The 24,247-nt window shown below is 70.9% G+C and carries 24 protein-coding genes; 17 read left to right on the top strand and 7 right to left on the bottom strand.

Annotation, left to right across the window (positions count from 1 at the left end; all coding sequences use genetic code 11):
* Window positions 1-320: 320 nt before the first annotated feature.
* From EWH70_RS09925 to EWH70_RS09910, 4 genes are all read left to right on the top strand, one after another.
* The gene (locus tag EWH70_RS09925; protein ID WP_130475169.1) at window positions 321-1,094 is read left to right on the top strand and encodes a cytochrome c biogenesis CcdA family protein; all 774 of its coding nucleotides are present in this window, start codon (window positions 321-323) and stop codon (window positions 1,092-1,094) included.
* Between the two features lie 47 nt (window positions 1,095-1,141).
* Window positions 1,142-2,647, top strand: coding sequence for a cytochrome c biogenesis protein ResB (gene resB / locus EWH70_RS09920; protein WP_130475168.1), 1,506 nt, complete (start codon window positions 1,142-1,144; stop codon window positions 2,645-2,647).
* A gap of 2 nt (window positions 2,648-2,649) precedes the next feature.
* The gene (gene ccsB, locus EWH70_RS09915; RefSeq protein WP_130475000.1) at window positions 2,650-3,612 is read left to right on the top strand and encodes a c-type cytochrome biogenesis protein CcsB; all 963 of its coding nucleotides are present in this window, start codon (window positions 2,650-2,652) and stop codon (window positions 3,610-3,612) included.
* Window positions 3,613-3,675: 63 nt separating this feature from the next.
* On the top strand, window positions 3,676-4,989 hold the full coding sequence (locus tag EWH70_RS09910; RefSeq protein ID WP_130474999.1) for a MinD/ParA family ATP-binding protein: 1,314 nt from the start codon (window positions 3,676-3,678) through the stop codon (window positions 4,987-4,989).
* 9 nt (window positions 4,990-4,998) lie between these two features.
* Here EWH70_RS09910 and EWH70_RS35430 read toward each other — a convergent pair whose 3' ends face one another.
* Entirely contained in the window at window positions 4,999-5,175 is a 177-nt protein-coding gene (locus EWH70_RS35430) for a hypothetical protein (protein WP_165436217.1), read from the bottom strand.
* A gap of 90 nt (window positions 5,176-5,265) precedes the next feature.
* A complete protein-coding gene (locus EWH70_RS09905; RefSeq protein ID WP_130474998.1) occupies window positions 5,266-5,466 on the bottom strand; it encodes a BldC family transcriptional regulator in 201 nt (66 codons plus the stop codon).
* Between the two features lie 135 nt (window positions 5,467-5,601).
* Here EWH70_RS09905 and EWH70_RS09900 point away from each other — a divergent pair, with 135 nt between their 5' ends.
* Genes EWH70_RS09900 through cds1 form a run of 3 tightly spaced genes read left to right on the top strand, consistent with a single transcriptional unit; the run spans window position 5,602 to window position 7,432 of the window.
* The gene (locus EWH70_RS09900; RefSeq protein ID WP_130474997.1) at window positions 5,602-6,075 is read left to right on the top strand and encodes an Lrp/AsnC family transcriptional regulator; all 474 of its coding nucleotides are present in this window, start codon (window positions 5,602-5,604) and stop codon (window positions 6,073-6,075) included.
* A gap of 11 nt (window positions 6,076-6,086) precedes the next feature.
* Window positions 6,087-6,359, top strand: a complete 273-nt coding sequence (locus EWH70_RS09895) for a DUF4229 domain-containing protein (protein ID WP_130474996.1) — start codon at window positions 6,087-6,089, stop codon at window positions 6,357-6,359.
* The gene (gene cds1 / locus EWH70_RS09890) at window positions 6,356-7,432 is read left to right on the top strand and encodes an L-cysteine desulfhydrase Cds1 (RefSeq protein ID WP_130474995.1); all 1,077 of its coding nucleotides are present in this window, start codon (window positions 6,356-6,358) and stop codon (window positions 7,430-7,432) included. The genes EWH70_RS09895 and cds1 overlap by 4 nt, the downstream gene beginning before the upstream one ends.
* A 4-nt stretch (window positions 7,433-7,436) precedes the next feature.
* Here the strand turns inward: cds1 and EWH70_RS09885 are convergent, their stop codons facing one another.
* The 4 genes from EWH70_RS09885 to EWH70_RS09870 form a co-directional block, all read right to left on the bottom strand.
* Window positions 7,437-8,309: a 1,4-dihydroxy-2-naphthoate polyprenyltransferase gene (locus EWH70_RS09885; RefSeq protein ID WP_130474994.1), complete on the bottom strand. Its 873-nt coding sequence runs from the start codon at window positions 8,307-8,309 to the stop codon at window positions 7,437-7,439.
* Between the two features lie 33 nt (window positions 8,310-8,342).
* A complete protein-coding gene (locus EWH70_RS09880) occupies window positions 8,343-9,377 on the bottom strand; it encodes a hypothetical protein (RefSeq protein WP_130474993.1) in 1,035 nt (344 codons plus the stop codon).
* A gap of 639 nt (window positions 9,378-10,016) precedes the next feature.
* Window positions 10,017-11,126, bottom strand: a complete 1,110-nt coding sequence (menE, locus tag EWH70_RS09875) for an o-succinylbenzoate--CoA ligase (RefSeq protein ID WP_130474992.1) — start codon at window positions 11,124-11,126, stop codon at window positions 10,017-10,019.
* Window positions 11,126-12,049, bottom strand: a complete 924-nt coding sequence (locus EWH70_RS09870) for a 1,4-dihydroxy-2-naphthoyl-CoA synthase (protein ID WP_130474991.1) — start codon at window positions 12,047-12,049, stop codon at window positions 11,126-11,128. The genes menE and EWH70_RS09870 overlap by 1 nt, the downstream gene beginning before the upstream one ends.
* 69 nt (window positions 12,050-12,118) lie before the next feature.
* On the opposite strand from EWH70_RS09870, the gene menD reads away from it, so the two are divergent.
* From menD to EWH70_RS09850, 4 genes are all read left to right on the top strand, one after another.
* Entirely contained in the window at window positions 12,119-13,786 is a 1,668-nt protein-coding gene (menD, locus tag EWH70_RS09865; protein WP_130474990.1) for a 2-succinyl-5-enolpyruvyl-6-hydroxy-3-cyclohexene-1-carboxylic-acid synthase, read from the top strand.
* Between the two features lie 71 nt (window positions 13,787-13,857).
* Window positions 13,858-15,357, top strand: a complete 1,500-nt coding sequence (locus tag EWH70_RS09860) for a M1 family metallopeptidase (protein ID WP_130474989.1) — start codon at window positions 13,858-13,860, stop codon at window positions 15,355-15,357.
* 117 nt (window positions 15,358-15,474) lie between these two features.
* Entirely contained in the window at window positions 15,475-17,016 is a 1,542-nt protein-coding gene (locus EWH70_RS09855) for a M1 family metallopeptidase (RefSeq protein ID WP_130474988.1), read from the top strand.
* A gap of 69 nt (window positions 17,017-17,085) precedes the next feature.
* The gene (locus tag EWH70_RS09850) at window positions 17,086-17,517 is read left to right on the top strand and encodes a DUF3592 domain-containing protein (protein WP_240686897.1); all 432 of its coding nucleotides are present in this window, start codon (window positions 17,086-17,088) and stop codon (window positions 17,515-17,517) included.
* Here EWH70_RS09850 and EWH70_RS09845 read toward each other — a convergent pair.
* Window positions 17,514-18,344, bottom strand: coding sequence for an inositol monophosphatase family protein (locus EWH70_RS09845; protein WP_130474986.1), 831 nt, complete (start codon window positions 18,342-18,344; stop codon window positions 17,514-17,516). The two genes, EWH70_RS09850 and EWH70_RS09845, sit on opposite strands and share 4 nt — an antisense overlap.
* 121 nt (window positions 18,345-18,465) lie before the next feature.
* Here EWH70_RS09845 and EWH70_RS09840 point away from each other — a divergent pair, with 121 nt between their 5' ends.
* From EWH70_RS09840 to EWH70_RS09815, 6 genes are all read left to right on the top strand, one after another.
* Window positions 18,466-19,584 (top strand): glycosyltransferase family 4 protein, encoded by a 1,119-nt coding sequence (locus EWH70_RS09840; protein ID WP_165436216.1) that lies wholly within the window; start codon window positions 18,466-18,468, stop codon window positions 19,582-19,584.
* A gap of 1 nt (window position 19,585) precedes the next feature.
* Window positions 19,586-20,692: a glycosyltransferase gene (locus EWH70_RS09835; RefSeq protein WP_130474985.1), complete on the top strand. Its 1,107-nt coding sequence runs from the start codon at window positions 19,586-19,588 to the stop codon at window positions 20,690-20,692.
* Between the two features lie 37 nt (window positions 20,693-20,729).
* Entirely contained in the window at window positions 20,730-21,434 is a 705-nt protein-coding gene (locus EWH70_RS09830) for a demethylmenaquinone methyltransferase (protein ID WP_130474984.1), read from the top strand.
* Complete coding sequence (locus EWH70_RS09825; RefSeq protein ID WP_130474983.1) at window positions 21,431-22,714, top strand: geranylgeranyl reductase family protein; 1,284 nt, start codon at window positions 21,431-21,433, stop codon at window positions 22,712-22,714. The genes EWH70_RS09830 and EWH70_RS09825 overlap by 4 nt, the downstream gene beginning before the upstream one ends.
* A 579-nt stretch (window positions 22,715-23,293) precedes the next feature.
* Window positions 23,294-23,692, top strand: a complete 399-nt coding sequence (locus tag EWH70_RS09820) for an NADH-quinone oxidoreductase subunit A (RefSeq protein WP_130474982.1) — start codon at window positions 23,294-23,296, stop codon at window positions 23,690-23,692.
* Between the two features lie 3 nt (window positions 23,693-23,695).
* Entirely contained in the window at window positions 23,696-24,244 is a 549-nt protein-coding gene (locus EWH70_RS09815) for a NuoB/complex I 20 kDa subunit family protein (protein ID WP_130474981.1), read from the top strand.
* Window positions 24,245-24,247 lie beyond the last annotated feature (3 nt).

The following is a 24,247-nucleotide window of genomic DNA, read 5'->3' as shown; positions in this document are numbered from 1 at the left end:
AGGGCCCAGGCAAAGTCGGGCTCTGTGCGTTCGAACGCAGAACTCGCGGGCCGGAGCGCAGAACTCATGATGTGGACCGGGTTCTCACCCTGTGCCGGTCACCCGCGTGAGCGGCCCGTTCGCGCGAGTTGTCCCGTCCCAAGCACGTGAAGGCCACCTTCACCACGTCAGAAGTAATGAAGGGGGCCTTCCCACCCTGGCCAGACCCGCGGACGGGACACACCCGCCACATCGGCACCGGCAGGCACAGCAACCGAGCTGCCGTCGCGGGGAAGCCGGGGACCCGAACCTGGGCTCTCAGGTTCGAGTCCTACCCTGATCTGGTGAACCTGACCGAGCTGGCGATCTCCGGACCGCTCCTGCTCGCCGCGGGGGTGGCGCTGCTCGCCGGCGCGATCTCGTTCGCGTCCCCGTGTGTGGTGCCGCTCGTGCCCGGCTACCTGGCCTACCTCGCCGCCCTGGTCGGCGCCGAGGCGCCCGCCGTCGGCGCGGACGAGGAGCGCAAGCGCGGCCGGTACGCCGTCGTCGGCGCGACCGGTCTGTTCGTGCTCGGCTTCACCGTCGTGTTCACCGCCGGCGTCGGCGGCATGGTGTGGCTGGTCGACGCGTTGTACGCCAACAACGAACTGCTGCAGCGCATCGGCGGCGTCGTCACCATCGCCATGGCCCTGGTCTTCCTCGGCCTGATTCCGTGGCTGCAGCGCGACGTCCGCTCGCACCGGGTCCCGCGGGGCGGCGTCTGGGGCGCGCCGCTGCTCGGCGCGGTGTTCGGTCTGGGGTGGACGCCGTGCATCGGCCCGACGCTGGCGGCCGTCCTCAGCATGGCGACGGCCACCGGCTCCAGCGGTGCCCGCGGCGTGTTCCTCGTCCTGGCCTACTGCGTCGGCCTCGGCCTGCCGTTCATCCTGATCGCGTTCGGCCTGCGCTGGGCGGTGCGGGCCACCGACTGGGTACGCAGGCACGGCCGCCAGGTCCAGCTGGTCGGCGGCGGGCTGCTGCTGATCGTCGGGATCCTGCTGGTCACCGGGCTGTGGACGGACCTGGTCGGCTGGATGCGCAACACCTTCATCTCCGACGTGGAGCTGCCCCTGTGAGCAACACGCTGGCGTTCCTGCGCAACACCTGGCGCGGCCTGACGTCGATGCGCACCGCGCTGATCCTGCTGTTCCTGCTGGCCCTGGCCGCGCTGCCCGGCGCGCTGCTGCCGCAGCGCCAGCTCAACCCCGGCAAGACCGCGGAGTACATCGCCGCACACGGCTGGTGGGGTGAGCTGCTGGACCGGGCGCAGTTCTTCGAGGTGTACGGCAGCGTCTGGTTCTCGGCGATCTACCTGCTGCTGATGATCTCGCTGGTCGGCTGCCTGCTGCCGCGCAGCCTGGAGTACGTCAAGGCCATGCGGGGCAAGCCGGTGCTCACGCCGCGCAACCTCGCCCGCATGCCGCACCACCGCAAGTCCGAAGTGGATGCTTCCGTCGACGAGGTGCTCGCCACCGCGCACGCCCGGCTGAAGGGCTGGCGGCGGGTGGAACGCGAGGAGGACGGCGGCGTCCGGACGATCAGCGCCGAGCGCGGTTACCTGCGGGAGACCGGCAACCTGGTGTTCCACTTCGGAATGCTCGGGCTCATCATCTTCTTCGCGCTGGGCAAGCTGTTCGGCTACGAGGGCCAGGTCGTGGTGCACGCCAACGGCTCGGAGTTCTGCAACGCCGGGACGTTCGCCTACGACTCGTTCCGGCCCGGCCTGCAGGTCGACGGCACCGAGCTGGACCCGTTCTGCGTCAAGGTGAACTCCTTCACCGCCCAGTTCGCGGCGAACGGCCAGGCCGAGGTGTTCCGCGCCGACGTCGAGTACCAGTCCGGTGACGACCTGGACACCGGCACCTGGCGGCCGTACGAGCTGCGGGTCAACGACCCGCTGCGGACCGAGGGCGAGCGGATCTACTTGCTGGGCAACGGTTTCTCCCCGGTGTTCACCGTCACCTATCCGAACGGTGAGGTACGCACGCAGGCCACCCAGTGGCAGCCGGTGGACCAGGCCACGATGCTGTCCGAGGGGGCGACGAAGTTCGACCCGCCCGGCGTCACCGACGAGGCCCAGCGCCGCACCCAGCAGCTCGCGGTCACCGGCCTGTTCGCCCCGACGGCGATCCTGCACGGCAAGGTGCTCAGCTCCGCCCGGCCCGAGCCGAACCGGCCCGCGGTGGCCGTCGACATCATGAAGGGCGACCTCGGCCGCGACTCCGGCAGGAGCCAGTCGATCTTCGAGATTGACCAGTCCATGGTGGACAGCGGCAGGCTCAAGCGGGTGGCCAGGGAGAACCTGGAACTCGGCCAGGAGTTGCGCCTGGAGGACGGCACCAAGGTCCGTTTCGACGGGGTCCAGCGCTGGGTCTACCTGCAGGTGTCGCACGACCCGGCGCAGACCGGGGTGCTGGTCTGCGCCATTGCCATGCTCGCCGGGCTGGGCGCGTCGCTGCTGATCAAACGGCGGCGCGTGTGGCTGCGGGTGACCCCGGTGTCCGGCGACGATGAGTTACGACGTACCGTAGTAGAGGTTGGCGGCCTGGCGCGCACGGACCAGGCCGGCTACGGCGAGGAGTTCACCAGGTTGTCGCGAGACCTCCTGAGTGTGCGGAAGGGGCATTGAGGATGCCGGTCAACGAGACGCTGGGCCAGTACGGCGACTGGGCGTACACCACCGCCGTCGCCATCTACGTGCTCGCCATGCTGTTCTTCCTGTTCGAGCAGTCCTTCGGGCGCAAGGGCAGGCAGGCCGCGGCCCGCACCCGCGTGCTCGCCGGTGCGGGCGGTCCGGACGAGGTCGAGACGACCGACGTACCCCAGGAGCCCGAGCGGGGCAGGGCCGAGCGGATCGGCCGGATGGGCGCGGCCCTCACGGTGCTCGCCGCGCTGCTGCACCTGGCGTCGCTGGTGCTGCGTGGCGTGGCCACCCAGCGGGTGCCGTGGAGCAACATGCACGAGTACATCAGCGCCATCTGCCTGGTCGGCGTGGTGACCTGGCTCGTGGTGCTGCGTAAGTCGCCGGTGCGGCACCTGTCGGCGTTCGTGCTGTTCCCGGTGGTCATGCTGATGTGGATCGGCGGGTCGCTGCTCTACGCCGAGCCGTCGCCGCTGACCCCGCCGCTGCAGTCGTACTGGATCATCATCCACGTGTCCGCCGCCGTCATCGGCTCGGGCGTTTTCCTGGTGCCCGGCGTGGCCAGCGTGCTGTACCTGATGCGGTCGCGGCACGAGCGCAACCCGGACAAGCTGGCGAAGTTCGGCCCGCGCCTGCCGTCGCTGGAGGTGCTGGACCGCATCGCCTACCGGACCACGGTGTTCGCCTTCCCGGTGTTCACCTTCGGCGTCATCGCCGGTGGCATCTGGGCCGAGGCCGCGTGGGGCCGGTTCTGGGGCTGGGACCCCAAGGAGACCGTCGCGTTCATCGCCTGGGTCATCTACGCGGCCTACCTGCACTCGCGGGCCACCGCCGGGTGGCGGGGCAACCGGGCGGCGATCATCAACGTCCTGGGCTTCTCGGCTACCGTGTTCAACCTGTTCTTCGTGAACCTGGTCACCGTCGGTCTGCACTCCTACGCCGGGGTGAGCTGACAGAGATCACCGGAGCGGTCTACCGTCGGGTGGTACAGCTGACGTAGTTGGAGGACCACGACGGTGACCGGACCTGGCGAGGAGTCGGCGCCCGCCCCGCAGCAGGAGCAGCAGGACGGGCTGACGTCCGAGGCGCCCACCCAGTGGGCGCCTCCACCTGGGCAGCAGCCCGCTGACGAGTCCCTGTTCGACGAGGAGAAGGCCACCGACTCGACCCCGCACCCGGAGCAGCCCGCGGCGGGCTACCAGCGGCCGTACGCGATGCCGTACGACCAGAACCTCCCGCCGATCAACCCGCAGCAGCAGGTGCCCCCACCCGCGCCCATGCAGCAGCAGGGGCCGGTGCTGCCGCAGCCGTCGCAGCCCGCCGGGCCGCCGCTGCCGCCCGTCCCGCCCGCGCCGATGCAGCAGCAGGGGCCTCCGCCGCCGCTGCCGCAGCCCGGCGGCAGGCACGCCATGGGCGACGACCTGTCCTCGGCGCACCTGGTCCGGCCGGTGAAGCGCAAGCCGCAGTCGGGCTGGCGCAAGGCCGTCTACCTCGGGTCGGGCAAGCTGATCAACCCGGGGGAGAGCCCGGCCGACCGGCACCGCAGGGAGCTGATCGCGCGGGTCAACCAGCCACTGCGCGGGTGCTTCAAGATCGCCATGCTCAGCCTCAAGGGCGGTGTGGGCAAGACCACCACGACGACCACGCTGGGCTCGACGTTCGCGTCGCTGCGGGGTGACCGGGTGGTGGCCGTCGACGCCAACCCGGACCGCGGCACGCTGTCGCAGAAGATCCCGATCGAGACCACGGCGACCGTCCGGCACCTGCTGCGGGACGCCGACAAGATCACCCGGTACAGCGACGTCCGGTCGTACACCTCACAGGGGTCGAGCCGCCTGGAGATCCTCGCCAGCGAGCAGGACCCGGCGGTGTCGGAGGCGTTCTCGGAGGACGACTACCGGCGCACGGTGACGCTGCTGGAGCACTTCTACAACATCGTGCTGACCGACTGCGGGACCGGCCTGATGCACTCGGCCATGAAGGGTGTCCTGGACGTCGCCGACGCACTGGTCATCGTGTCGTCCGGGTCGGTCGACGGGGCCCGCAGCGCGTCGGCGACGGTCGACTGGCTGGACGCCCACGGCTACGGTGACCTGGTGAAACGCTCGGTCGCGGTGATCAACTCGGTGCGTCCGAAGGGTGGCTCGGTCGACCTGGACAAGCTGTCCGCGCACTTCGCGGCGCGGGTGCGCGGGGTGGTCCGGATCCCGTTCGATCCGCACCTCGAGGAAGGCGCGGAGATCGAACTGGACCGGCTGAACCCGGAGACCAGGCTGGCTCTGCTGGAGCTGGCGGCCACTGTCGCGGACGGCTTCGCCATCCAACGGTAAAGGACCGGTTTACTTTTCCTCTTCGTCCTTGCGCTGCTGCTCGTTGAGCCTGCGCAGGAAGTCCGGGTCGTCGTCGGGTGCGAGCGTCGGCCGGCTCGAAGGTACGCCGGTGCGCTCGGGGCCGAACGCGCGCCACAGGATGAACGCGATGGTGAGCGCTCCGACCGCCGCGAGCAGGTAGAGCATGCTCGCTCCTTCCGGCTGGGGGACAAACTTGGTCCCACGAGGTTAACCCTTTTGCCGGGTTCGGTGCCGGAGGGATCGGTTTCGGAAGTGCTACGGACGCTCGGCGTCGGTGGTCAGCTCGGCCAGCAGCTGGTTGACCTCGGCCTCGCGGAATCGACGGTGTCCACCCGGCGTGCGGATCGAGCCGATCCGGCCCGCGGTGGCCCAGCGGGTCACGGTCTTGGGGTCCACCCTGAACAGCGAGGCCACCTCGCCAGGGGTCAGCAGCCGACCGCCGGTGCTCGTGGTCATCTCGTGCCTCCTTCTACCCATTCCGGATAGGGGCAATCGTGGCATCTCACCCTCCAGGTACTCGAACGGTTGTCGAAGGGTAAAGAGGTAGTAAGGGACAAAGCGGTCGTACTCGACACCTCTAGGGTGTGCCGGGTGGACATGCTGGATCGACAGATCATCGCCGCCCTCCGGGAGAACGGCAGGGCCACCTACGCCGAGCTGGGCCGCACCGTGGGCCTGTCGGCGTCGTCCGTGCACGAGCGGGTCGGGAAGCTGGAGGCGGCCGGCGTCATCACCGGCTACCACGCCGTCGTCGACCCGCGCCTGGTCGGGCTGGGGGTGACGGCCCTGGTCGGCATCCAGCCCACCGACACCGCCGCCGACGAGGAGGTCGCCGAGGCGCTCGGCGAGCTGGCGGAGGTGGAAAGCTGCTACGCGGTGGCCGGCGACGAGGCGTTCGTGGTGAAGGTGCGGGTGCCCACCGTCGACGATCTGGAGCGCACGCTCGGGCGGCTGCGGCGCATCCCCGGCGTCGCCCGCACGCGGACGACCGTCGTGCTGTCCACCCGGTTCGAGGGCCGACCCAACAACGAGGGGTTCGAGACCCCTGCCGACGGCGGCGCGTAGCCTGGCGGACTGTGAGTGAACCCCATCTGGCTCGGGATCTGACGCTGTACGTGGTGGCCAGGTTCGCCCTGGTCGCGGTGGTCGCCGCCGGGTTGACGCTGGCCGGGGTGCCGTTGCTGGTGGCCGTGATGGTCGGGCTGGTCGTCGGGCTGCCGCTGGGCATGCTGGTGCTGCGCGGGCTGAACGCGCGGGTCACCGCGGCGCTGGCCGCCCGCAACAAGGACCGGGCGCGGGAGCGGGCCAAGCTGCGGGCGCAGTTGCGGGGCGAGGAAGTCACCGAATGAACCGCGCCTGGGTGCGCGAGGCCGTCCGGATCATCGAGGCCGACGCCAACCGCAGCGCGGACACTCACCTGCACGTGTTTCCCCTGCCGCCGGAATGGGGCGTGGATCTTTACCTGAAAGACGAGTCTGTTCACCCGACCGGGTCTTTGAAGCACCGGCTGGCCCGTTCGCTGCTGCTGTACGGCCTGGTCAACGGGCAGATCGGGCCGGAAACGGTGCTGATCGAGGCGTCCAGCGGGTCGACGGCGGTGTCCGAGGCGTACTTCGCGCGGATGCTGGGGCTGCGGTTCGTCACCGTGGTGCCGCGCAGGACCAGCCCGGAGAAGATCGCGCTGATCGAGTTCTACGGCGGCGAGTGTCACTTCGTGGACGTGCCGTCGGACATGTATCCGGAGGCCGAGCGGCTGGCCGCCGAGTGCAACGGCCACTACCTCGACCAGTTCACCTATGCCGAGCGGGCCACCGACTGGCGGGGCAACAACAACATCGCCGAGTCGGTGTTCGCCCAACTGCGGGCCGAGCGGCACCCGGTGCCCGCGTGGATCGTGGTGGGCGCCGGCACGGGCGGGACGAGCGCGACGTTCGGCCGCTACGTCCGCTACCGGCGGCACACGACGAAGATCGCCGTCGCCGACCCGGAGAACTCGGCGTTCTACGGCGCCTGGCAGACCAGGCGGCTGGACCACACGACCGGCAAGCCGTCGCGGATCGAGGGCATCGGCAGGCCGAGGGTGGAGCCGTCGTTCGTGCCGAGTGTGATCGACGAGATGTTCCAGGTGCCCGACGCCGGGTCCATCGCGGCGATCCGGCTGCTGCGGGAGCACACCGGGCACTGGGCGGGCGGGTCGACCGGGACCAACCTGTACGCGGCGTTCCAGATCATCTCCCGGATGGTCGCCGAGGGGCAGGCGGGCAGCGTGGTGACGTTGCTGTGCGACGGCGGCGACCGCTACGCCCACACCTACTACGACGACGCCTGGGTGGCGGAGCAGTCCCTCGACCTGGCCCCGCACACGGCGGCCATCCGCGACTTCCTGGCGACCGGCAAGTTCGCCCCGCCGCCCGTTCCGTAGCGGGTCAGGTGACCGACAGGGCCAGCGTGGTGAGGGCCGCCCAGGCGAGCATGGCCAGGCCGGTGTCCTTCAGGACCGGGATCAGCGCCGGGCCGGTGGCGTCGGAGAGCATCACCCGCACCGGGCGGATCAGCAGCGCGCTGGAGATCACCGCCAGCACCAGCGCCGGGTTGCCGATGCCCAGCGCGAAGCTCACCAGGTACGGCACGGTCACCAGCACCAGGTAGAGCCGCCGGGTGCCGGTGTCGCCCAGCCGCACGGCCAGCGTGCGCTTGCCGGACGCGGTGTCGGTCGGGATGTCCCGCAGGTTGTTCGCGGTCAGCACCGCTGTCGACAGGCAGCCGACCGCCACCGCGCACCCGGCCGCCGTCCAGCTCAGCGTCCCGGCCTGCACGTACACCGTCCCGAGCACCCCGGCCAGGCCGAAGAACAGGAACACGGCCACCTCGCCGAAGCCGTGGTAGCCGTACGGCCGCCGCCCGCCGGTGTAGAACCACGCACCGGCCAGGCACAGCGCACCCATCGCCAGCAGCCACCAGCGCCCGGTCACGGCCACCAGCAGCAGCCCGAGCACCCCGGCCAGGCCCAGCGACACCAGCGCGGCCGAGAGGACCGCTCGCGGCGACGCCGTACCCGAGCCGACCAGTCGTAGCGGACCGACGCGGTTGTCGTCGGTGCCGCGCACGCCGTCGGAGTAGTCGTTGGCGTAGTTCACGCCGATGATCAGCGCCAGCGAGACGGCCAGCGCCAGCAGCGACTGCCACCAGGAGAAGGCGTCCAGCGCCACCGCCGCTCCGACCCCGGCCACCACCGGCGCGATGGCATTGGGCAGCGTCCGCGGGCGCGCCCCCTCGACCCACTCACTCACAGCCGCCATACGGCCATTCTCACCTGCCCCGATCGGGGGAGATCAGCAGGGTGCGGGCGTCTGCTCGGTCCGGACGTAGGCCGCCGAGACGTACCGGCCGGGCGTCAGCCGCAGCCACTGGTCGGTGCTGCCCTGGGTGCCGTCGACCAGCTCGCCCGCCTCGGCGCATTCCACCGGGATCCGGGCGTGCCGGGCGGCGATCCCGACCTGCCTGGCGGCGCTGTTCGTGCCGTCCCGCACGTTCAGGTGATCACCGGCAACGGTCATCACGGTCCCGCCACGCCACTGACCGGTCCACTCGTAGGTGACGTCCACCCACGCGTTCGTCTTCAGCTTCAGCCCGTCCCAGAACGTGCCGTCGGCGAGGTCGATCCCGGCCGGGTTGGCGACCTTGCGGCCGAACTGGTCCTTCCCGCCGTTGTGGCCCTTCTGGTAGGCGGCCTGTGCCTGCGGCATACCCCTGGGCAGGTCGGGCCAGGACGCGCGGCCGAGGTTCCAGTAGTCGTCCTTGGTGTTCCACGGCCCGACGTCCCACACCGGTGCCCACTCGCACCGCGCGCCGTCGGTGGTGCACACCCGCACCGTGTAGTCGCCGCCCGCGCGGGCGGACAGGCCGCGTCGCGACGGCAGCGCCACGAAATGGTCCCGCTGGGTGATGATGTGCCCGTTCGCGGTCTTGCCGCCCACCAGGCCCTCCCTGGTGGCGAACACGCGATAGGTGGCCAGGTCGCTGTCGATCCGGCCCGCTCGCCCGGTGAACCGCGCGTGCACGTCCACTCGTGGCTCCCCGGCACGTGGCCGGACCACTCGCGCCTGCACGGCGACCGAACGGGCAGGCAGGACGGCCTCCGGCGCCGCCGGGACCCACTCGGTCCACTGACCGTCCGCGGTGCGGCCACGAACGTCCACCTCGCCGCCGCCGCTGACGGTGACCGTGTCGACCACGGTGCCGAACTCGCGAACGGGCAGGTCGTGCACGGTGAGGGTGGGATCAGCGGGAGCGGACCAGGCCGGTATGCCCGGGGCGGTGAGGAAGCCGGCGACGAGAACGACAACAGCGAGGCATCTACCGATCACGGGAAACCACCCAAAACCGGCAGACGGCGCCCGTCAACGAGCCTGGCCGGGCACCTCGACCGAAAGTGTTACCCGATCCCGGCCGGTGCGCGTGCCCGGCAAGGCACGTGAAGGCCACCTTCATTACGTCTGACGTCACGGCCGCGGCGAAGTCGGTTGTCAGGCGCTGCCTTACGGGTGTGACTGGTGGGGCTGGTGTGGTGGCCTCGATGCCGTGAAGGCCGCACTCACGGCGTCTCATGCCGTGAGGGCCCCCTTCACGGCATGCTTGCCACGGAAGGTGGCCTTCACGAACACCCCGTCCTGGGGTCGCGGCCTCACCAGTCACATCCGCCCAACAGACGCAGCCGTCACCACGAAAGAGATCCAGCAAAGTTCCCCAATGTGGCATTGGGGAACTTGAACTCCCCCAATGCCACATTGGGGGCACACAGCACCCGGACTTTGCCGGGATCCTGACGTCTCACGTAGTGAAGGTGGCCTTCACGTGCTTCGAGGCTTGGCGGGTTGTCTCGTTCGTGGTGGCGGCTGGGACTGGTGGGGTGGGTGTTTCGGCGTGAGGGCGGATGTGGTGGCGTCTGATGCCGTGAGGGCCCCCTTCACGGCAGAGGCCGTCACGAGCTTTGCGCCGTTGCGACGTCAATCGGTCAGCAGGGCTGTAACGGCCGACCGGTCCACCTTCCCCGGCCCGCGCAGCGGCAGCGCGGGCACGGCGAGGAACCGCTTCGGCACGGCCGGCGCACCGGCGGCCTGCCGCACCAAGGCACGCAGCTCGTCGACCGGCAGCGGATCGTCGGCGACCAGCACCGCCTCGACCCGCTGCCCCCACTCGGCGTCCGGCAGCCCGACGACGCAGGCCGCCCGTACCGCCGGATGACCGGTCAGTGCCCGCTCGACCAGCGCGGGCGCGACCTTCACTCCGCCGGTGTTGATGACGTCGTCGGCCCGCCCGAGAACCTCCAGCCGCCCGTCCCGCAGCCTGCCGACGTCGGTGGTGCGGAACCAGCCGCCCGCGAACGCCTCGGCGGTCAGGTCCGGCCGCAGCCGGTAGCCGTGGGCCAGCGTCGGCCCGGCGATCTCCACCCGGTCACCGTCACCGAGCCGGACCCGCACGCCGTCCAGCGGGACGCCGTCGTAGACGCAGCCGCTCGCGGTCTCGCTCATGCCGTAGGCCGAGATCACCCGGGTACCCGCGCGAACGGCCCGCTCGCGCAGCAGCGGGTCGAGCGCGGCCCCGCCGAGCACGATGGCGTCCAGCCCGGACAGGTCGACCCGTGCCTCCACCAGCCGGGTCAGCTGGGTCGGCACCAGCGCCGAGTAGCGGGGTCCCTCGCCCATGCCCCGCACCGCGGCCGCGAACGCCTCGGGGGAGAAGCCCTTCGACAGGTCGAGCACCTCGGGCTCGGTGCCTGCCACCAGCGAGCGGACCAGCACCTGCAGGCCGCCGACGTACTGGGCCGGGGTGGCGAGCAGCCACCGGCCCGGACCCCCCAGCCGCGCGTGCGTCGCCTCGGCGGACGCTCGCAGCGCGGCCGCCGACAGCAGCACGCCCTTCGGTTCCCCGGTCGAGCCGGAGGTGGCGATGACGACGGCCGTGCCCGGCTCGACGGGCCGCTCGGGCGCCATGGCGGTGGTTATTGCCCCCGAACTGGAGGGCAGCACTGCCGGTCCGCCCTCCAGCGCGGCTGCCAGCGCACTCGTCAGCGAGCGGACCGCCTCCGGCCCGCCGTCCATCTCCAGTACCCGCATCAGTAGTAGTACGGGAACGCCGACCAGTCCGGCGCCCGCTTCTCCAGGAACGAGTCCCTGCCCTCGACGGCCTCGTCCTGCATGTAGGCCAGCCGGGTGGTCTCACCGGCGAACAGCTGCTGGCCGACCAGGCCGTCGTCGATCAGGTTGAACGCGTACTTCAGCATGCGCTGCGCCGTCGGCGACTTGCCGTTGATCTCCCACGCACACTCCAGCGCGACCCGCTCCAGGTCGGCGTGCGGAACGACCTCGTTGACCGCGCCCATCGCGTGCATCTGCTCCGCGGTGTAGGACCGGCCGAGGAAGAAGATCTCCCGCGCGAACTTCTGCCCGACCTGGCGGGCCAGGTAGGCCGAGCCGTACCCGCCGTCGAACGAGCCGACGTCGGCGTCGGTCTGCTTGAACCGCGCGTGCTCGGCCGAGGCGAGCGTGAGATCGCACACCACGTGCAGCGAGTGCCCGCCGCCTGCCGCCCAGCCGGGAACCACCGCGACCACGACTTTCGGCATGAACCGGATGAGCCGCTGCACCTCCAGGATGTGCAGCCTGCCCGCACGCGCGGGGTCGATGGTGTCCGACGTCTCCCCGCTCGCGTACTGATAGCCGGCCCGGCCGCGAATACGCTGGTCACCACCGGAACAGAACGCCCAGCCGCCGTCGCGCGGCGACGGTCCGTTCCCGGTGAGCAGGACACAGCCGACGTCGGAGCTCATCCTGGCGTGGTCGAGTGCGCGGTACAGCTCGTCCACGGTGTGCGGCCGGAACGCGTTGCGTACGTCCGGCCGGTCGAACGCGACCCGGGCGACCCGCTTGCCCGAGCGGACCTCAGCCGAGCGGTGGTAGGTGATGTCGGTGAAGTCGAAGCCTTCGACCGTGGTCCACGCGGCCGGGTCGAACAGCTCGGAAACCTGCGAGTCATCCACGTTTGCGAGAATAGGACGTGTGCGTTTGAGTAAGGATGGCCGACCCCGCGCGCCCAGGAGGGACGCCTGGTGAATCCGTCCACCGCTCAGGCCAGGGTCATCGTGGACGAACTCGTCCGCAACACCGTCTCCCACGTCGTGCTCTGCCCCGGCTCGCGCAACGCCCCGCTGTCGATCGCGCTCTACCACGCCGCCGCGGCGGGCAGGCTTACCCTGCACGTCCGCATCGACGAGCGCAGCGCCGCGTTCCTCGCGCTCGGCATCGCCGCGCGAACGGGCCGTCCGGTCGCCGTGGTGTGCACGTCCGGGACGGCGTCGGCGAACTTTCACCCGGCCGTGCTGGAGGCCGACCGGGCCGGCGTGCCGCTGATCGTGCTCACCGCCGACCGGCCGCCGGAGCTGCGTGCGGCGGGTGCCAGCCAGGTCGTCGACCAGCGGGGCATCTACGGAACGGCCGTGCGCTACAGCGACGAGCTGGCCGTCGCCGAACGCAAGGGTGGCCAGAACTCCTACTGGCGCAGCCAGATCTGCCGGGCCTGGAACGCCGCCTACGGCGAGTGGCGCAGCGGGCCGGTGCACCTGAACATCCCGTTCCGCGAGCCGCTGGTGCCCGACGCCGAGGACGGCGACTGGTTCGAGTCGCTGGAGGGCCGCCCCGGCGGGGAGCGCTGGACCGAGCTGCCCGACTTCGGCGCCCTGCCCGCGTTCGTCGTGCCGTCGGCGCGGCACGGGCTGGTCATCGCCTGCGACACCGGCGTGCACGCCGCGAACGAGTGGGCCGAGCAGCACGGCTGGCCGGTCGTCTCGGAAACCGGCGGGCTGGGCCTGGCCGGTGCGACCGGGATCGGCTCGGGTACCTGGCTGCTGGGGGTTCGAGAGTTCCTCGACCGGCACAAGCCCGAGCAGGTGCTCTGCCTGGGCAGGCCGACCGTGTTCCGCCAGGTCCAGGCCCTGCTCTCGGACGCCGACGTCGAGGTCCTGCTGGTCCGGCCCGACTCCGACTGGCCCGCTCCCGCACACAACGTGCGCCAGGTGGGCCAGTGGTTCGCCGAACCCACCAAACCCGCCGACCCCGAGTGGCTGGCCCTGTGGCAGCGGGCGGACGCCGCGGCGACCGCGGCCGTCAACGGCGTGCTGGCCGCCGAGCCGTGGCCGACCGGCCTGCGGGTGGCCGCCGAGCTGGTCGACGCCGTGCCACCGGACTCGCTGCTGGTGGTCGGCTCGTCCAACCCGACCAGGGACGTCGCGCTGGCCTGCCGGATCCGGCCGGACGTGCTGGTGCACCGCAACCGCGGGGTGGCGGGCATCGACGGCACGGTGTCCACCGCACTGGGCGCGGCGACCGTGCACCGCGGGCACTCCTACGCGCTGCTGGGCGACCTGACGTTCCTGCACGACGTCAACGGCCTGCTCACCGGGCCCGCGGAGACCAGGCCGGACCTGACCATCGTGGTGGTCAACGACGACGGCGGCGGCATCTTCTCGTTGCTCGAACAGGGCGCGCCCGAGCACAGCGACAGCTTCGAGCGCGTCTTCGGCACCCCGCACGGCGCCGACCTCGGCGCGCTGTGTGCCGGCTACCAGGTGCCCTACCTGCGTGCGCACTCCCGCGCGGAGTTCCGCGAGGCACTGCGCCCCGCGCCCGGCCTGCGGGTGGTCGAGGTGCGGGTGGACCGCGCCGGCCGGCGTGAGCTGCACGCCCGGCTGCGGAACGCGGTCGCCGACGCGGTCGGCTGAAGCGAAACTGAAGATCCCCGCGTTAACGTCGTTACGCCAATGTGGCTCAGCGAACTGTGGGGATATCGAACATGCGCAGAAGTACGCGTGCGGGCACGACCGCGCTCGCGGCGGGGATGGCGACGGTGCTCCTGGCGACGTCGGCGAGCGCGGCACCGGCACCGGGAGCGCCCGGGGTGGGTGACCCGTACTACCCGGGGGCCGGAAACGGCGGCTACGACGTGTCGCACTACTGGATCGACCTGACCTACGATCCGGCGACCGACCGGCTGTCCGGCAGCACCACCATCGATGCCACGGCCACGCAGGAGCTGTCCTCGTTCAACCTCGACTTCGGGCTGGACGTCAGCGTGGTGACGGTCGGCGGTCATCCGGCGACGTTCGTCAACGACGCCAAGGACCCGAGCGAGGTGATCGTCACTCCGGCGCGGCCGATCCCGGACGGCGACCGGATGCGGGTCGTCGTCACCTACAGCGGCATCCCGTCGCAGGTGAAGGTGGACGGCCGCACCGCGTGGACCCGGACGCCCTCCGGCGGCCTCTCGGTCAACCAGCCGAGGGCGGCCGAGTGGTGGTTCCCGTCCAACGACCACCCCTCCGACAAGGCGACCTACAACGTCTCGGTCGCGGTGCCCGACGGCACGTCGGCGCTGTCCAACGGCAAGCTGCTCGGGCGGTACCCGCAGCGGCCGGGCTGGACCACCTGGAGCTGGCTCAGCAGCCAGCCGCAGGCCAGCTACCTGGCGTTCATCGCCCTTGGCGACTTCGAGGTGCACGAGCAGACCTCGCCACGCGGCCTGCCGTTCGTCACCGCCTACGACCGCGCGCTCGGCGCCCAGCTCCCGATCGCCAAGCAGCACATCGAGACCACGCCGCGGGTGACCGACTTCCTGGCGTCGAAGTTCGGCCCGTACCCGTTCTCCGAGCTGGGCGGGGTCGCCACCAGCGGCTTCGGCTACGCCATCGAGAACCAGACCCGGTCCGTCTACGGCACCAGCTTCTGGAGCAACCCGGACCCGGCGTGGGTCGTCGCCCACGAGGTGGCCCACCAGTGGTTCGGCGACTCCGTCTCCGTCGCCACCTGGCGCGAGATGTGGCTGAACGAGGGCTTCGCCACCTACGCCGAGTGGCTGTGGTCGGAACAGCGGGGCAAGGGCACGGCCGACGAGCTGGCGCAGGCCTTCTACCAGAAGTACCCGACCGAGGATCCGTTCTGGCAGGTCGTGGTGTCCGACCCGGGCAACATCTTCGCCCCCGCCGTCTACGAGCGGGGTGCGATGGCGCTGCACGCCCTGCGCAAGGCCGTTGGTGACAAGGCGTTCTTCGCCATCCTCGGTGGCTGGCACCTGAGGAAGAAGGGCACGCACGCGACGATCGCCGAGTTCACCGAGCACGCCGAGCGGGTCTCCGGCAAGCAGCTCGACGAGGTGTTCGCGACCTGGATCCACAGCAAGGGCAAGCCGGCGACGAGCCCGAACGGGCCGGGTGTGGCGACGGTGGCCGCGCCGGCGTCGTTCGCGGCCATGGAACGTCTGCACGAGGAGTTCGCGGCGCACGGTCACGGGCACTGAGCACAACGCCGTCGCAACCGGTTTTCACGGGATAGGAAACCTTCTTTCGGCTGTTTCTCCCCGGCCATTTCCCGGATAGGTTGCGACGGCGTTTCGCCTCGACTCGGGAGGGTATCCATGCGGCTTCGAACGCGCGCCGGAATCGGCGCCGCGGCAACCGGCCTAGCGACGATCATGCTCGCCACCTCGGCAAGCGCGGCCCCATCACCTGGTGCGCCCGGTGTCGGCGACCCGTACTACCCGGGTGCGGGCAACGGCGGATACGACGTCGCGCACTACGACATCCGGCTCACCTACCAGCCCACGACGGACAAACTGTCCGGTCAGACCACAATTCTGGCGACCGCGAAGCAGGATTTGTCAACTTTCAACCTGGATTTCGGGTTGAAGGTTAGTTCTGTGCGGGTCAACAATTCGCTCGCCCAGTTCTCCAACGACCCGAAGGACCCGAGCGAGCTGGTGGTGCGGCCGGCCAAGCCGATCGCCCGCAACACCCCGCTGACCATCGTCGTCAGCTACGCGGACACCCCGTCGACGGTGAAGATCGACGGCTTCACCGCGTGGAAGCGCACCCCGGACGGCGGCCTCGCGGTCGACGAGCCCGCGGCGTCGGAGTGGTGGTTCCCCGCCAACGACCACCCGACCGACAAGGCGACCTACGACGTGTCGGTGGAGGTGCCCAACGGCTCGTCGGCGATCTCCAACGGCAGGCTGATCCGCAAGACCCAGCAGCGGCCGGGCTGGACCAGGTGGAACTGGCGCAGCACCCAGCCGCAGACGACGTACCTGGCGTTCATCGCCGTCGGCAAGTTCGAGGTGCTGGAGTCGACCACGCCGAGCGGGCAGCCGTTCCTCTCGGCCTACGACCCGGCGCTGGGCGAGCTGCTGCCCGCCGCCAAGGCCAGCATCGAGCGGACGCCCGAGGTCACCGAGTTCCTGGCGACCCAGTTCGGGCCGTACCCGTTCGAGGCGCAGGGTGGCGTCGCCTCCAACGGACTGGGCTTCGCGCTGGAGAACCAGACGCGGTCGGTGTACGGCAACAGCTTCTGGCGCTGGGGCTCGAACACCTCGGTGGTCTCGCACGAGGTGGCGCACCAGTGGTTCGGCGACTCGGTGTCGCTGGGCAAGTGGAGCGACATCTGGCTGAACGAGGGCTTCGCCAGCTACGCCGAGTTCCTGTGGTCGGAGAACATCGGCGAGGGCACGGCCGACGAGCTGGCGCAGTACATGTACGACAGCTACCCGGCCGATCACCCGATCTGGCAGACCGTGGTGGCCGACCCCGGTGCGGACAAGCAGTTCGACGCGGCCGTCTACGACCGCGGCGCGCTGGCGGTGCACGCGTTGCGCAAGGCCGTCGGTGACGAGGACTTCTTCACCATCCTGAAGACCTGGCAGGTGGAGAAGAAGGGCACCCACGCCACCATCCCCGAGTTCATCGCGCTGGCCGAGAAGATCTCCGGCAAGCAGCTCGACGAGCTGTTCAACGTGTGGATCTACAGCAAGGGCAAGCCGGCGGCGAGCCCGAACGGCGCGGCGCCGGTCGCCGTGGCGATGACCCACGCGGGCAAGCAGGCGGAGCCGAAGTCGTTCCAGAAGATCAAGCGGACCCACGAGCAGTTCGCCGAGCACGGCCACGGCCACTCGCACGGTCACTGAGGGTTGTCCGGAGGCCGTCTTCGTCCCGTCCCGGCGGGGCGAAGGCGGCCTTCGCTTATGCTCGGGCCCGTGGTGGGGCGCAGGGAGCGGGTACTGACGATCGGCGTGCGGGTGCTGATCGGCGTCGCGTGTGTGATCACGCTGCTCTGCGGCTCGCTGGTGTTCGCCGCGATCCGTAACGACAACGCCATCACCGGCAACCTGGGCACGGCCGACGCCGAGGTGGTGTCGGTCTCGTTCGACCGCACGATCGTGCGGTACTCGACGCCCGACGGCATCGCGCACATCCCGTCGCTCGGCGTGCTCTACCCGGCCGGGCTGGAGGCGGGGCAGCTGGTGCGGGTCGAGTACGACGTGACCGACCCGGAGCTGGTCCGGGTCGCCGGCCGGTCGGTGCTGGTGACGCTGCTGCCCGTCGGCAGTACTGCCCTGATCACCTGGCTCGTCGCCGGCCCGGCGCTTTGGTGGTACCTGCGCCGCAGGCGCGCCGCCAAGGTCTAGGCGTCCGCGGACTGCCACCAGGCCAGAACGTCCTCGGCGACGCCCGGTGCGGCGACCAGCAGGCCGTCCACCGGCAGCGCGGCGTCCTCGCCGCGGCGGTCCAGCACCACGGCACCCGCCTCGATGGCCATCGCCACGGCACCGGCGACGTCCCACTCGTGGTAGCGGTGCAGCACCGCCGCCACCGCGTGCCCCAGCGCGACCTGCGCGATCGACAGCGCGGCCGACCCCAGCACGCGAACTCCGGCGTGTGCCGTCGCGGCCCGTTCGATGAACTCGCCCATTCCCGGCCAGGGGCCGCGCCGGGACAGCTCGGTGCACACGATCGACCCCGCGGTCACGGCGCGGTCCGACAGCCGCAGCGGCGCCCCGTTGGCCCGTGCGCCCCGGCCGCGGGCGGCCGCGTAGATCTGCGCCCGGTACGGGTCGGCGACCACGCCGACCACCGGCCCCGAGGCGTCGACCAGCGCCAGGCTGTAGGCACACCAGGGCATCCCGGCGACGTAGTTGGCCGTGCCGTCCACCGGGTCGACCACCCAGCGGTACTCGGCCATCTCGGCGCCGACGTCCGCGCCGAACTCCTCACCGACCACGGGGATCCCGGGAAACTCCGCGGTCAGCACCCTGCGGGTGTGCCGTTCGAGCGTGCGGTCGGTGTCGGTGACCCAGTCGAACGGCGAGTCCTTGGTGTCCGGGCGCGCGCCACGCCCGGCCGTGGCGGTGATCACGTCGGTCGCGTCGTTGGCCAGTCGGCCCGCGACCTCGAGCGCCCTGGACAGCAGCCCGGGCTCGACAGGACGGGACGGACGGGAGGACAAGAGGGTCACGCCGTCTTAGAGTGGGCCTCCTCGGTGACCGGAACGCGACGCTGAGGTGTCCAGTGGCGGAAGACACTGGCGTTCCGGTGGAGTTGACGGTCCGTTCACGCATCGGTGCGACAGTGGGATCGTGCGCATCGCCATCGTCACCGAGAGCTTTCTCCCGCAGGTCAACGGGGTCACCAACTCCGTCCTGCGGGTCATCGAGCACCTGCGTGACCGTGCCCACGACGTGCTGGTGGTCGCCCCCGGAGCCGGCCCCGACAACTACCGCGGCGCGCCCGTCGTGCGCATTCCGGCGGTGGAACTGCCGCTGGTCAGCTCGCTGCCGATCGGTGTGCCCACCCGTACCGTGCTGACGGCGCTGGCCGGATTCCGGCCCGACGTCGTGCACCTGGCCTCGCCGTTCGTCGTCGGCGCCCGCGGCCTGGCCGCCGCCCGGCGGCTGCGTGTGCCGTGCATCGCCGTGTACCAGACCGACGTGGCAGGCTTCGCCGCCGCATACGGCCTCGGCCTCGGCGCCCGCGCCGCCTGGCGCTGGGTGCGCAGGCTGCACTCGCGGGCCGACCGCACGCTGGCGCCGTCCACCGACTCGGTGCGGGAACTGCGCGGACACGGCGTCCCGCGGGTGCACCGCTGGGGCAGGGGAGTGGACGTCGAACGGTTCGACCCCCGGCACGCCGACCCCGGCCTGCGGGCCCGGCTGGCCCCCGGCGGGGAGCTGCTGGTCGGCTTCGTCGGCAGGCTCGCCCCGGAGAAGGAGGTCGACCGGCTCGCGCCGCTGGCCGGGCTGCCCGGGGTGAAGCTGGTGGTCGTCGGCGACGGCCCCGACCTGCCCGCCCTGCGGGAACGCCTGCCCGGCGCGGAGTTCCTCGGCGCCCGCTACGGCGACGAGCTGGCCACCGCCTACGCCAGCCTCGACGTCTTCGTCCACACCGGACCACACGAGACGTTCTGCCAGGCCGTCCAGGAGGCGATGGCGTCCGGCCTGCCGGTACTGGCGCCCGCCGCGGGCGGGCCGAAGGACCTGGTGCTGCAGGGCCGTACCGGCTACCTGTTGCCCGCCGACCGCGGCGGGTTCGCCGCCGAGCTGGTCGAGCGGATCGAGCAGCTGCGGAATCCGGACCTGCGGGCACGGCTGGGCGGCACGGCACGGTCGGTCGTGCTCGGCCGGACCTGGCCCGCGGTGTGTGCCGAGCTGGTCGGGCACTACGAGTCGGTGACCGGCAGGGCGGTCGAGGCAGCTTGAGGTGCACATCGTCCAGCTCGCCAACTTCTACGGCCCCCGCTCCGGCGGCCTGCGCACGGCGCTGAACCACCTCGGCGCCGGGTACGTCGCGTGCGGGCACCGGGTCACGCTCGTCGTCCCCGGGCGACGCCACGCGGAGGAAGAACTGCCCACCGGCGTGCGGCGAATCAGCCTGCCTGCCCCGGAGATCCCCGGCACCGGCGGTTACCGCGCGGTCGACCCGCACCGCGTGCGGTTCCTGCTGCGCAGGCTGGCGCCGGACCGGCTGGAGGTCTCCGACCGGCTCACCCTGCGCGGGATGGGTTCCTGGGCCCGGCGCAACGGCATCCCCAGCGTGGTCATCTCGCACGAGCGGCTGGACCGGCTGCTGGAACAGTTCCTGCTGCCCGGGCCGCTGGCGCGCCGCGTCGCCGACGCCGCCAACCGGCGGATGGCCGCCAGCTACGACACGGTCGTCTGCACGACGGGGTTCGCGGGCGCCGAGTTCGACCGCATCGGCGCACCCAACGTCCGGCGCGTGCCGCTCGGGGTCGACCTGGGCGAGTTCACCCCGGCCCTGCGTGACGCGGACACGCGGCAGGAGCTGGCCGCCGGTGCCGACGCCCTGCTGGTCCACTGTGGACGCCTGTCACCGGAGAAACACGTGGAACGCAGCGTGGACACCGTCGCCGAGCTGGCGGAGTCCGGTGTGGACGCCCGGCTGGTGATCGCGGGCGACGGTCCCCGCAGGCGGGCACTGGAACGCCGGGCCCGCGGCCTGCCGGTCACCTTCCTCGGCTTCGTCTCCGACCGCGTCGCGGTCGCCCGGCTGCTGGCCAGTGCCGACGTGTCGCTCGCACCCGGTCCACACGAGACGTTCGGGCTCGCCGCGCTGGAGTCGCTGGCGTCGGGCACGCCGGTCGTCGTGTCGGCGTCCTCGGCGCTGGCCGAGATCGTCCGGCCCGCCTGTGGCGCGGCCGTCGCGGACACGGCACCCGCGTTCGCCGGGGCCGTGACCGGCCTGCTGGACAGCCCGGAACCCGCCCGCCGCGCGGCCGCGCGGGCCAGGGCGGAGGAGTTCGCCTGGCCCGAGTCGGTCGCCGCGATGCTGCACGTCCTGGCGGGCTGAGCAGTCACTCTCAGCCCGCCCGACGTAATGTGACTTCATGTCGCGAGCGAGTTTGGACAAGGATCCGCACGAGGTCGCCGCCATGTTCGACGGCGTCGCCTCGGGGTACGACCGCGCGAACTCGGTGATGACCTTCGGGTTCGACCGGCGCTGGCGGATCACCACCGGCAGAGTGCTGGACGCGCGGCGCGGGGAGAAGGTGCTCGACCTCGCGGCCGGCACCGGCGTGTCCACCAAGGAGTACGCCAGGGGTGGCGCCTGGTGCCTCGCCGCGGACTTCTCGCTCGGCATGCTGCGTGCCGGTAAGCACCGCAACGTGCCGATGGTGGCCGCGGACGCGCTGAACCTGCCGTTCGCCGACGACAGCTTCGACGCGGCGACGATCTCGCTCGGCCTGCGCAACTTCGTCGACACCAAGGCCGCGCTGGTGGAGATCGCCAGGGTGGTGCGGCCGGGTGGCCGGCTGGTGATCTGCGAGGTGTCGACGCCCACGTTCCCGCCGATCCGGTTCGTCTACCGCAAGATCATCCTGCGGCTGCTGACCTGGGCGGGGAGGCGTTCGTCGTCGAATCCGGAGGCCTACAGCTACCTGGCCGAGTCGATGCTGACCTGGCCCGCGCAGCGGGAACTGGGGGAGATCATCGCGTCGGCCGGCTGGGAGAACGTGGAGTGGTTGAACCTCACATTCGGGGTCGTCGCCATCCACCGGGCCCGTAAGCCCTCCGTAGACTCGGACGCATGACTACTTCCAGCCAGGACGCCGAGGTCATCGTCGTCGGTGCGGGACCGGCCGGCTCGACGGTGGCGACCTACCTCGCCCGTGCCGGGGTCGACGTGCTGCTGCTGGAGAAGACCGTGTTCCCGCGCGAGAAGGTCTGCGGCGACGGCCTCACGCCGCGCGGGGTGAAACAGCTGATCGACCTGGGGATCGACGTCAGCCCCGAGGCCGGCTGGGTGCACAGCCGTGGCCTGCGGATCCTCACCGGGGAGCTGACCCTCGAACTGGACTGGCCCGAGCTGTCCAGCTATCCGCCGTTCGGCGTGGCCCGTACCCGCCAGGACTTCGACGACCTGCTGGCCAAGACCGCCGTGAAGGCCGGGGCCAGGCTGCTGGAGCGCACCACCGTCACCGGGGCGATCACCGACGAGCGCACCGGCAGGGTGATCGGCGTCAACGCCAAGACCGGCGAGGACAAGCGCCCGGTCAGCTACCGCGCGCCGCTGGTGCTGGCCTGCGACGGCGTGTCCGCGCGGCTGGCCCTGTCGGTGGGCATCGACAAGCACGAGAAGCGGCCGATGGGCGTCGCCGTGCGCCGCTACTACCGCAGCCCGCGTCACGACGACCCGTTCATCGAGGGCCACCTGGAGCTGTGGGACCGCAGCGACCCGCGGCGGCCGAAGCTGCTGCCCGGCTACGGCTGGGCGTTCCCGCTCGGCGACGGGACGGTGAACGTCGGCCTGGGCATGCTGTCGACGTCGAAGGCGTTCCGCAGCACCGACTACCGCGCGCTGCTGCGGCAGTGGCTGGACGGCACGCCGGAGGAGTGGGGCTACCGCGAGGAGAACGCGGTCGGCAAGGTCGGCGGCGCCGGGTTGCCGATGGGGTTCAACCGCACCCCGCACTACCGCGACGGCCTGCTGCTGCTCGGCGACGCGGGTGGCATGGTCAGCCCGTTCAACGGCGAGGGCATCTCGGCGGCGATGGAGTCCGCGCAGCTGGCGGCCGAGTTCGTCGTGCAGGCGCTGGCCCGGCCGGAGGGACCGTCGCGGGAGAAGGCACTGCACGGCTACCCGCTGGCCGTCGCCGACCTGATGGGCGGCTACTACCGGCTGGGCAACGTGTTCGCCAAGCTGATCGGGAAGCCCGCGGTCATGCGGGCGGCGACGAAGTACGGGCTGCGGATCAACCGCATCCTGCCGCTGGTCTACAAGGGCCTGTCCGGCTGCTACGACGCGAAGGGCGGCGACCTGGTCGACCGCCTCATCGCCGCGGCCGCCCGCGCCACCCCCTCGCCGCGCTAGTTCCGCCCAAAGCACGTGAAGGCCACCTTCATTACGTCTCACGTGGTGAAGGTGGCCTTCATGTGCTTCGCGCCAGAGTCGGGGACGGCACCCGGTCGGGCCGTCGGCGTCTGGACTGACGAGCCCAAAGCTCGCTCCGCGAGCGACGGCGAGGAGGGAAGACGCCGACTGAAGGGCCTGACCGCGCCCGCAGCGAAGCAAGGGCAGAAGACACGGTGACAACGCTCACAACGGACAGACTTTGTCACCGGACCCGTGAAAGTCGCCCACCCCGTCAGACCTGCGCTTACGAACCGGACATCGCCAGCTCGGCGGCCAGAAGTTAGGGCACCCTTATACCACGGGCCATGCAGACAAGTGTGTGACTCGCGTCCTACACTCCCCCCATGGTTTGTGAACGGCTTCACAACGTCGACGGCACCCTTGTGAATGTTTTCACAAGCGGGTGACCACTGGCGGTAAGGCTGCCCTAACACTCGGCGGTGTGATCCGAGTCGCTTAGGGTTCGCCCGAAGCAACAAACCCGGCGGAACAACGTTCGACTCGCAGCGGCGCGGAAGGGAAGGCAAACCCGTGCTGATGTTGGCCCAGGGCCCGGAGGTCTCCGGCCCCACCCTGGACATGTACCTCCCTCTGGTCATCCTGTTCGTGCTGGCCATCGCGTTCGCGGTGTTCTCGGTGCTGCTCGGCCCACTGGTCGGGCCGAGCCGGTACAACAAGGCGAAGCTGTCGGCGTACGAGTGCGGGATCGAGCCCTCCCCGCAGCCGATCGTCGGCGCCGGCCGCATGCCGGTGGCCTACTACGTCACGGCGATGCTGTTCATCCTGTTCGACATCGAGATGGTGTTCCTCTACCCGTTCGCGGTGTCGGCGAACGCCCTCGGCCTGTTCGGCGTGGTGGAGATCGTCCTGTTCATCGCCACCGTCGGCTTCGCGTACGCCTACGTGTGGCGCCGCGGCGGGCTGGATTGGAACTAGATCATGGGTCTGGAAGAGAAACTCCCCAACGGAATCCTGCTGGCCAGCCTCGAAGGCCTGGTCAACTGGGCCCGTAAGAACTCGCTGTGGCCCGCCACGTTCGGCCTGGCCTGCTGCGCCATCGAGATGATGACCGTCGGCGGTTCCCGCTACGACATCGCGCGGTTCGGCATGGAGCGCTTCAGCGCCACGCCGCGCCAGGCGGACCTGATGATCGTCGCAGGCCGGGTGACCCAGAAGATGGCGCCGGTGCTGCGGCAGATCTACGACCAGATGGCCGAGCCGCGCTGGGTGCTGGCGATGGGTGTCTGCGCCTCCTCCGGCGGGATGTTCAACAACTACGCCGTCGTGCAGGGCGTCGACCACATCGTCCCGGTGGACATGTACCTGCCCGGCTGCCCGCCGCGGCCGGAGATGCTGCTCGACGCGATCCTCAAGCTGCACGCCAAGATCCAGGACGAGCCGATCAACGCCCGCCGCGCCGCCATCCGCGCGGCCAGCGGCGCTCGCACCGAGATCATCCCGTCGTCGATCAAGTACGCGAAGAAGTGATCG

The organism is Amycolatopsis suaedae (genome assembly GCF_004214935.1).
Taxonomy (GTDB): Bacteria; Actinomycetota; Actinomycetes; order Mycobacteriales; family Pseudonocardiaceae; genus Amycolatopsis; species Amycolatopsis suaedae.
This window is presented reverse-complemented; position numbering and strand designations above follow the sequence as displayed.

Bases quoted from the DNA above. Each gene is read 5' to 3' on its own strand.
- EWH70_RS09855 (WP_130474988.1), top strand. From the start codon at position 15,475: ATGCGGCTTCGAACGCGCGCCGGAATCGGCGCCGCGGCAACCGGCCTA.
- EWH70_RS09885 (WP_130474994.1), bottom strand. From the start codon at position 8,309: ATGGCGGCTGTGAGTGAGTGGGTCGAGGGGGCGCGCCCGCGGACGCTG.
- resB (WP_130475168.1), top strand. From the start codon at position 1,142: ATGCGCACCGCGCTGATCCTGCTGTTCCTGCTGGCCCTGGCCGCGCTG.
- EWH70_RS09825 (WP_130474983.1), top strand. From the start codon at position 21,431: ATGACTACTTCCAGCCAGGACGCCGAGGTCATCGTCGTCGGTGCGGGA.
- EWH70_RS09860 (WP_130474989.1), top strand. From the start codon at position 13,858: ATGCGCAGAAGTACGCGTGCGGGCACGACCGCGCTCGCGGCGGGGATG.
- menE (WP_130474992.1), bottom strand. From the start codon at position 11,126: ATGCGGGTACTGGAGATGGACGGCGGGCCGGAGGCGGTCCGCTCGCTG.
- EWH70_RS09905 (WP_130474998.1), bottom strand. From the start codon at position 5,466: ATGACCACGAGCACCGGCGGTCGGCTGCTGACCCCTGGCGAGGTGGCC.
- EWH70_RS09830 (WP_130474984.1), top strand. From the start codon at position 20,730: ATGTCGCGAGCGAGTTTGGACAAGGATCCGCACGAGGTCGCCGCCATG.
- EWH70_RS09815 (WP_130474981.1), top strand. From the start codon at position 23,696: ATGGGTCTGGAAGAGAAACTCCCCAACGGAATCCTGCTGGCCAGCCTC.
- cds1 (WP_130474995.1), top strand. From the start codon at position 6,356: ATGAACCGCGCCTGGGTGCGCGAGGCCGTCCGGATCATCGAGGCCGAC.
- EWH70_RS35430 (WP_165436217.1), bottom strand. From the start codon at position 5,175: ATGCTCTACCTGCTCGCGGCGGTCGGAGCGCTCACCATCGCGTTCATC.
- ccsB (WP_130475000.1), top strand. From the start codon at position 2,650: ATGCCGGTCAACGAGACGCTGGGCCAGTACGGCGACTGGGCGTACACC.
- EWH70_RS09820 (WP_130474982.1), top strand. From the start codon at position 23,294: ATGTTGGCCCAGGGCCCGGAGGTCTCCGGCCCCACCCTGGACATGTAC.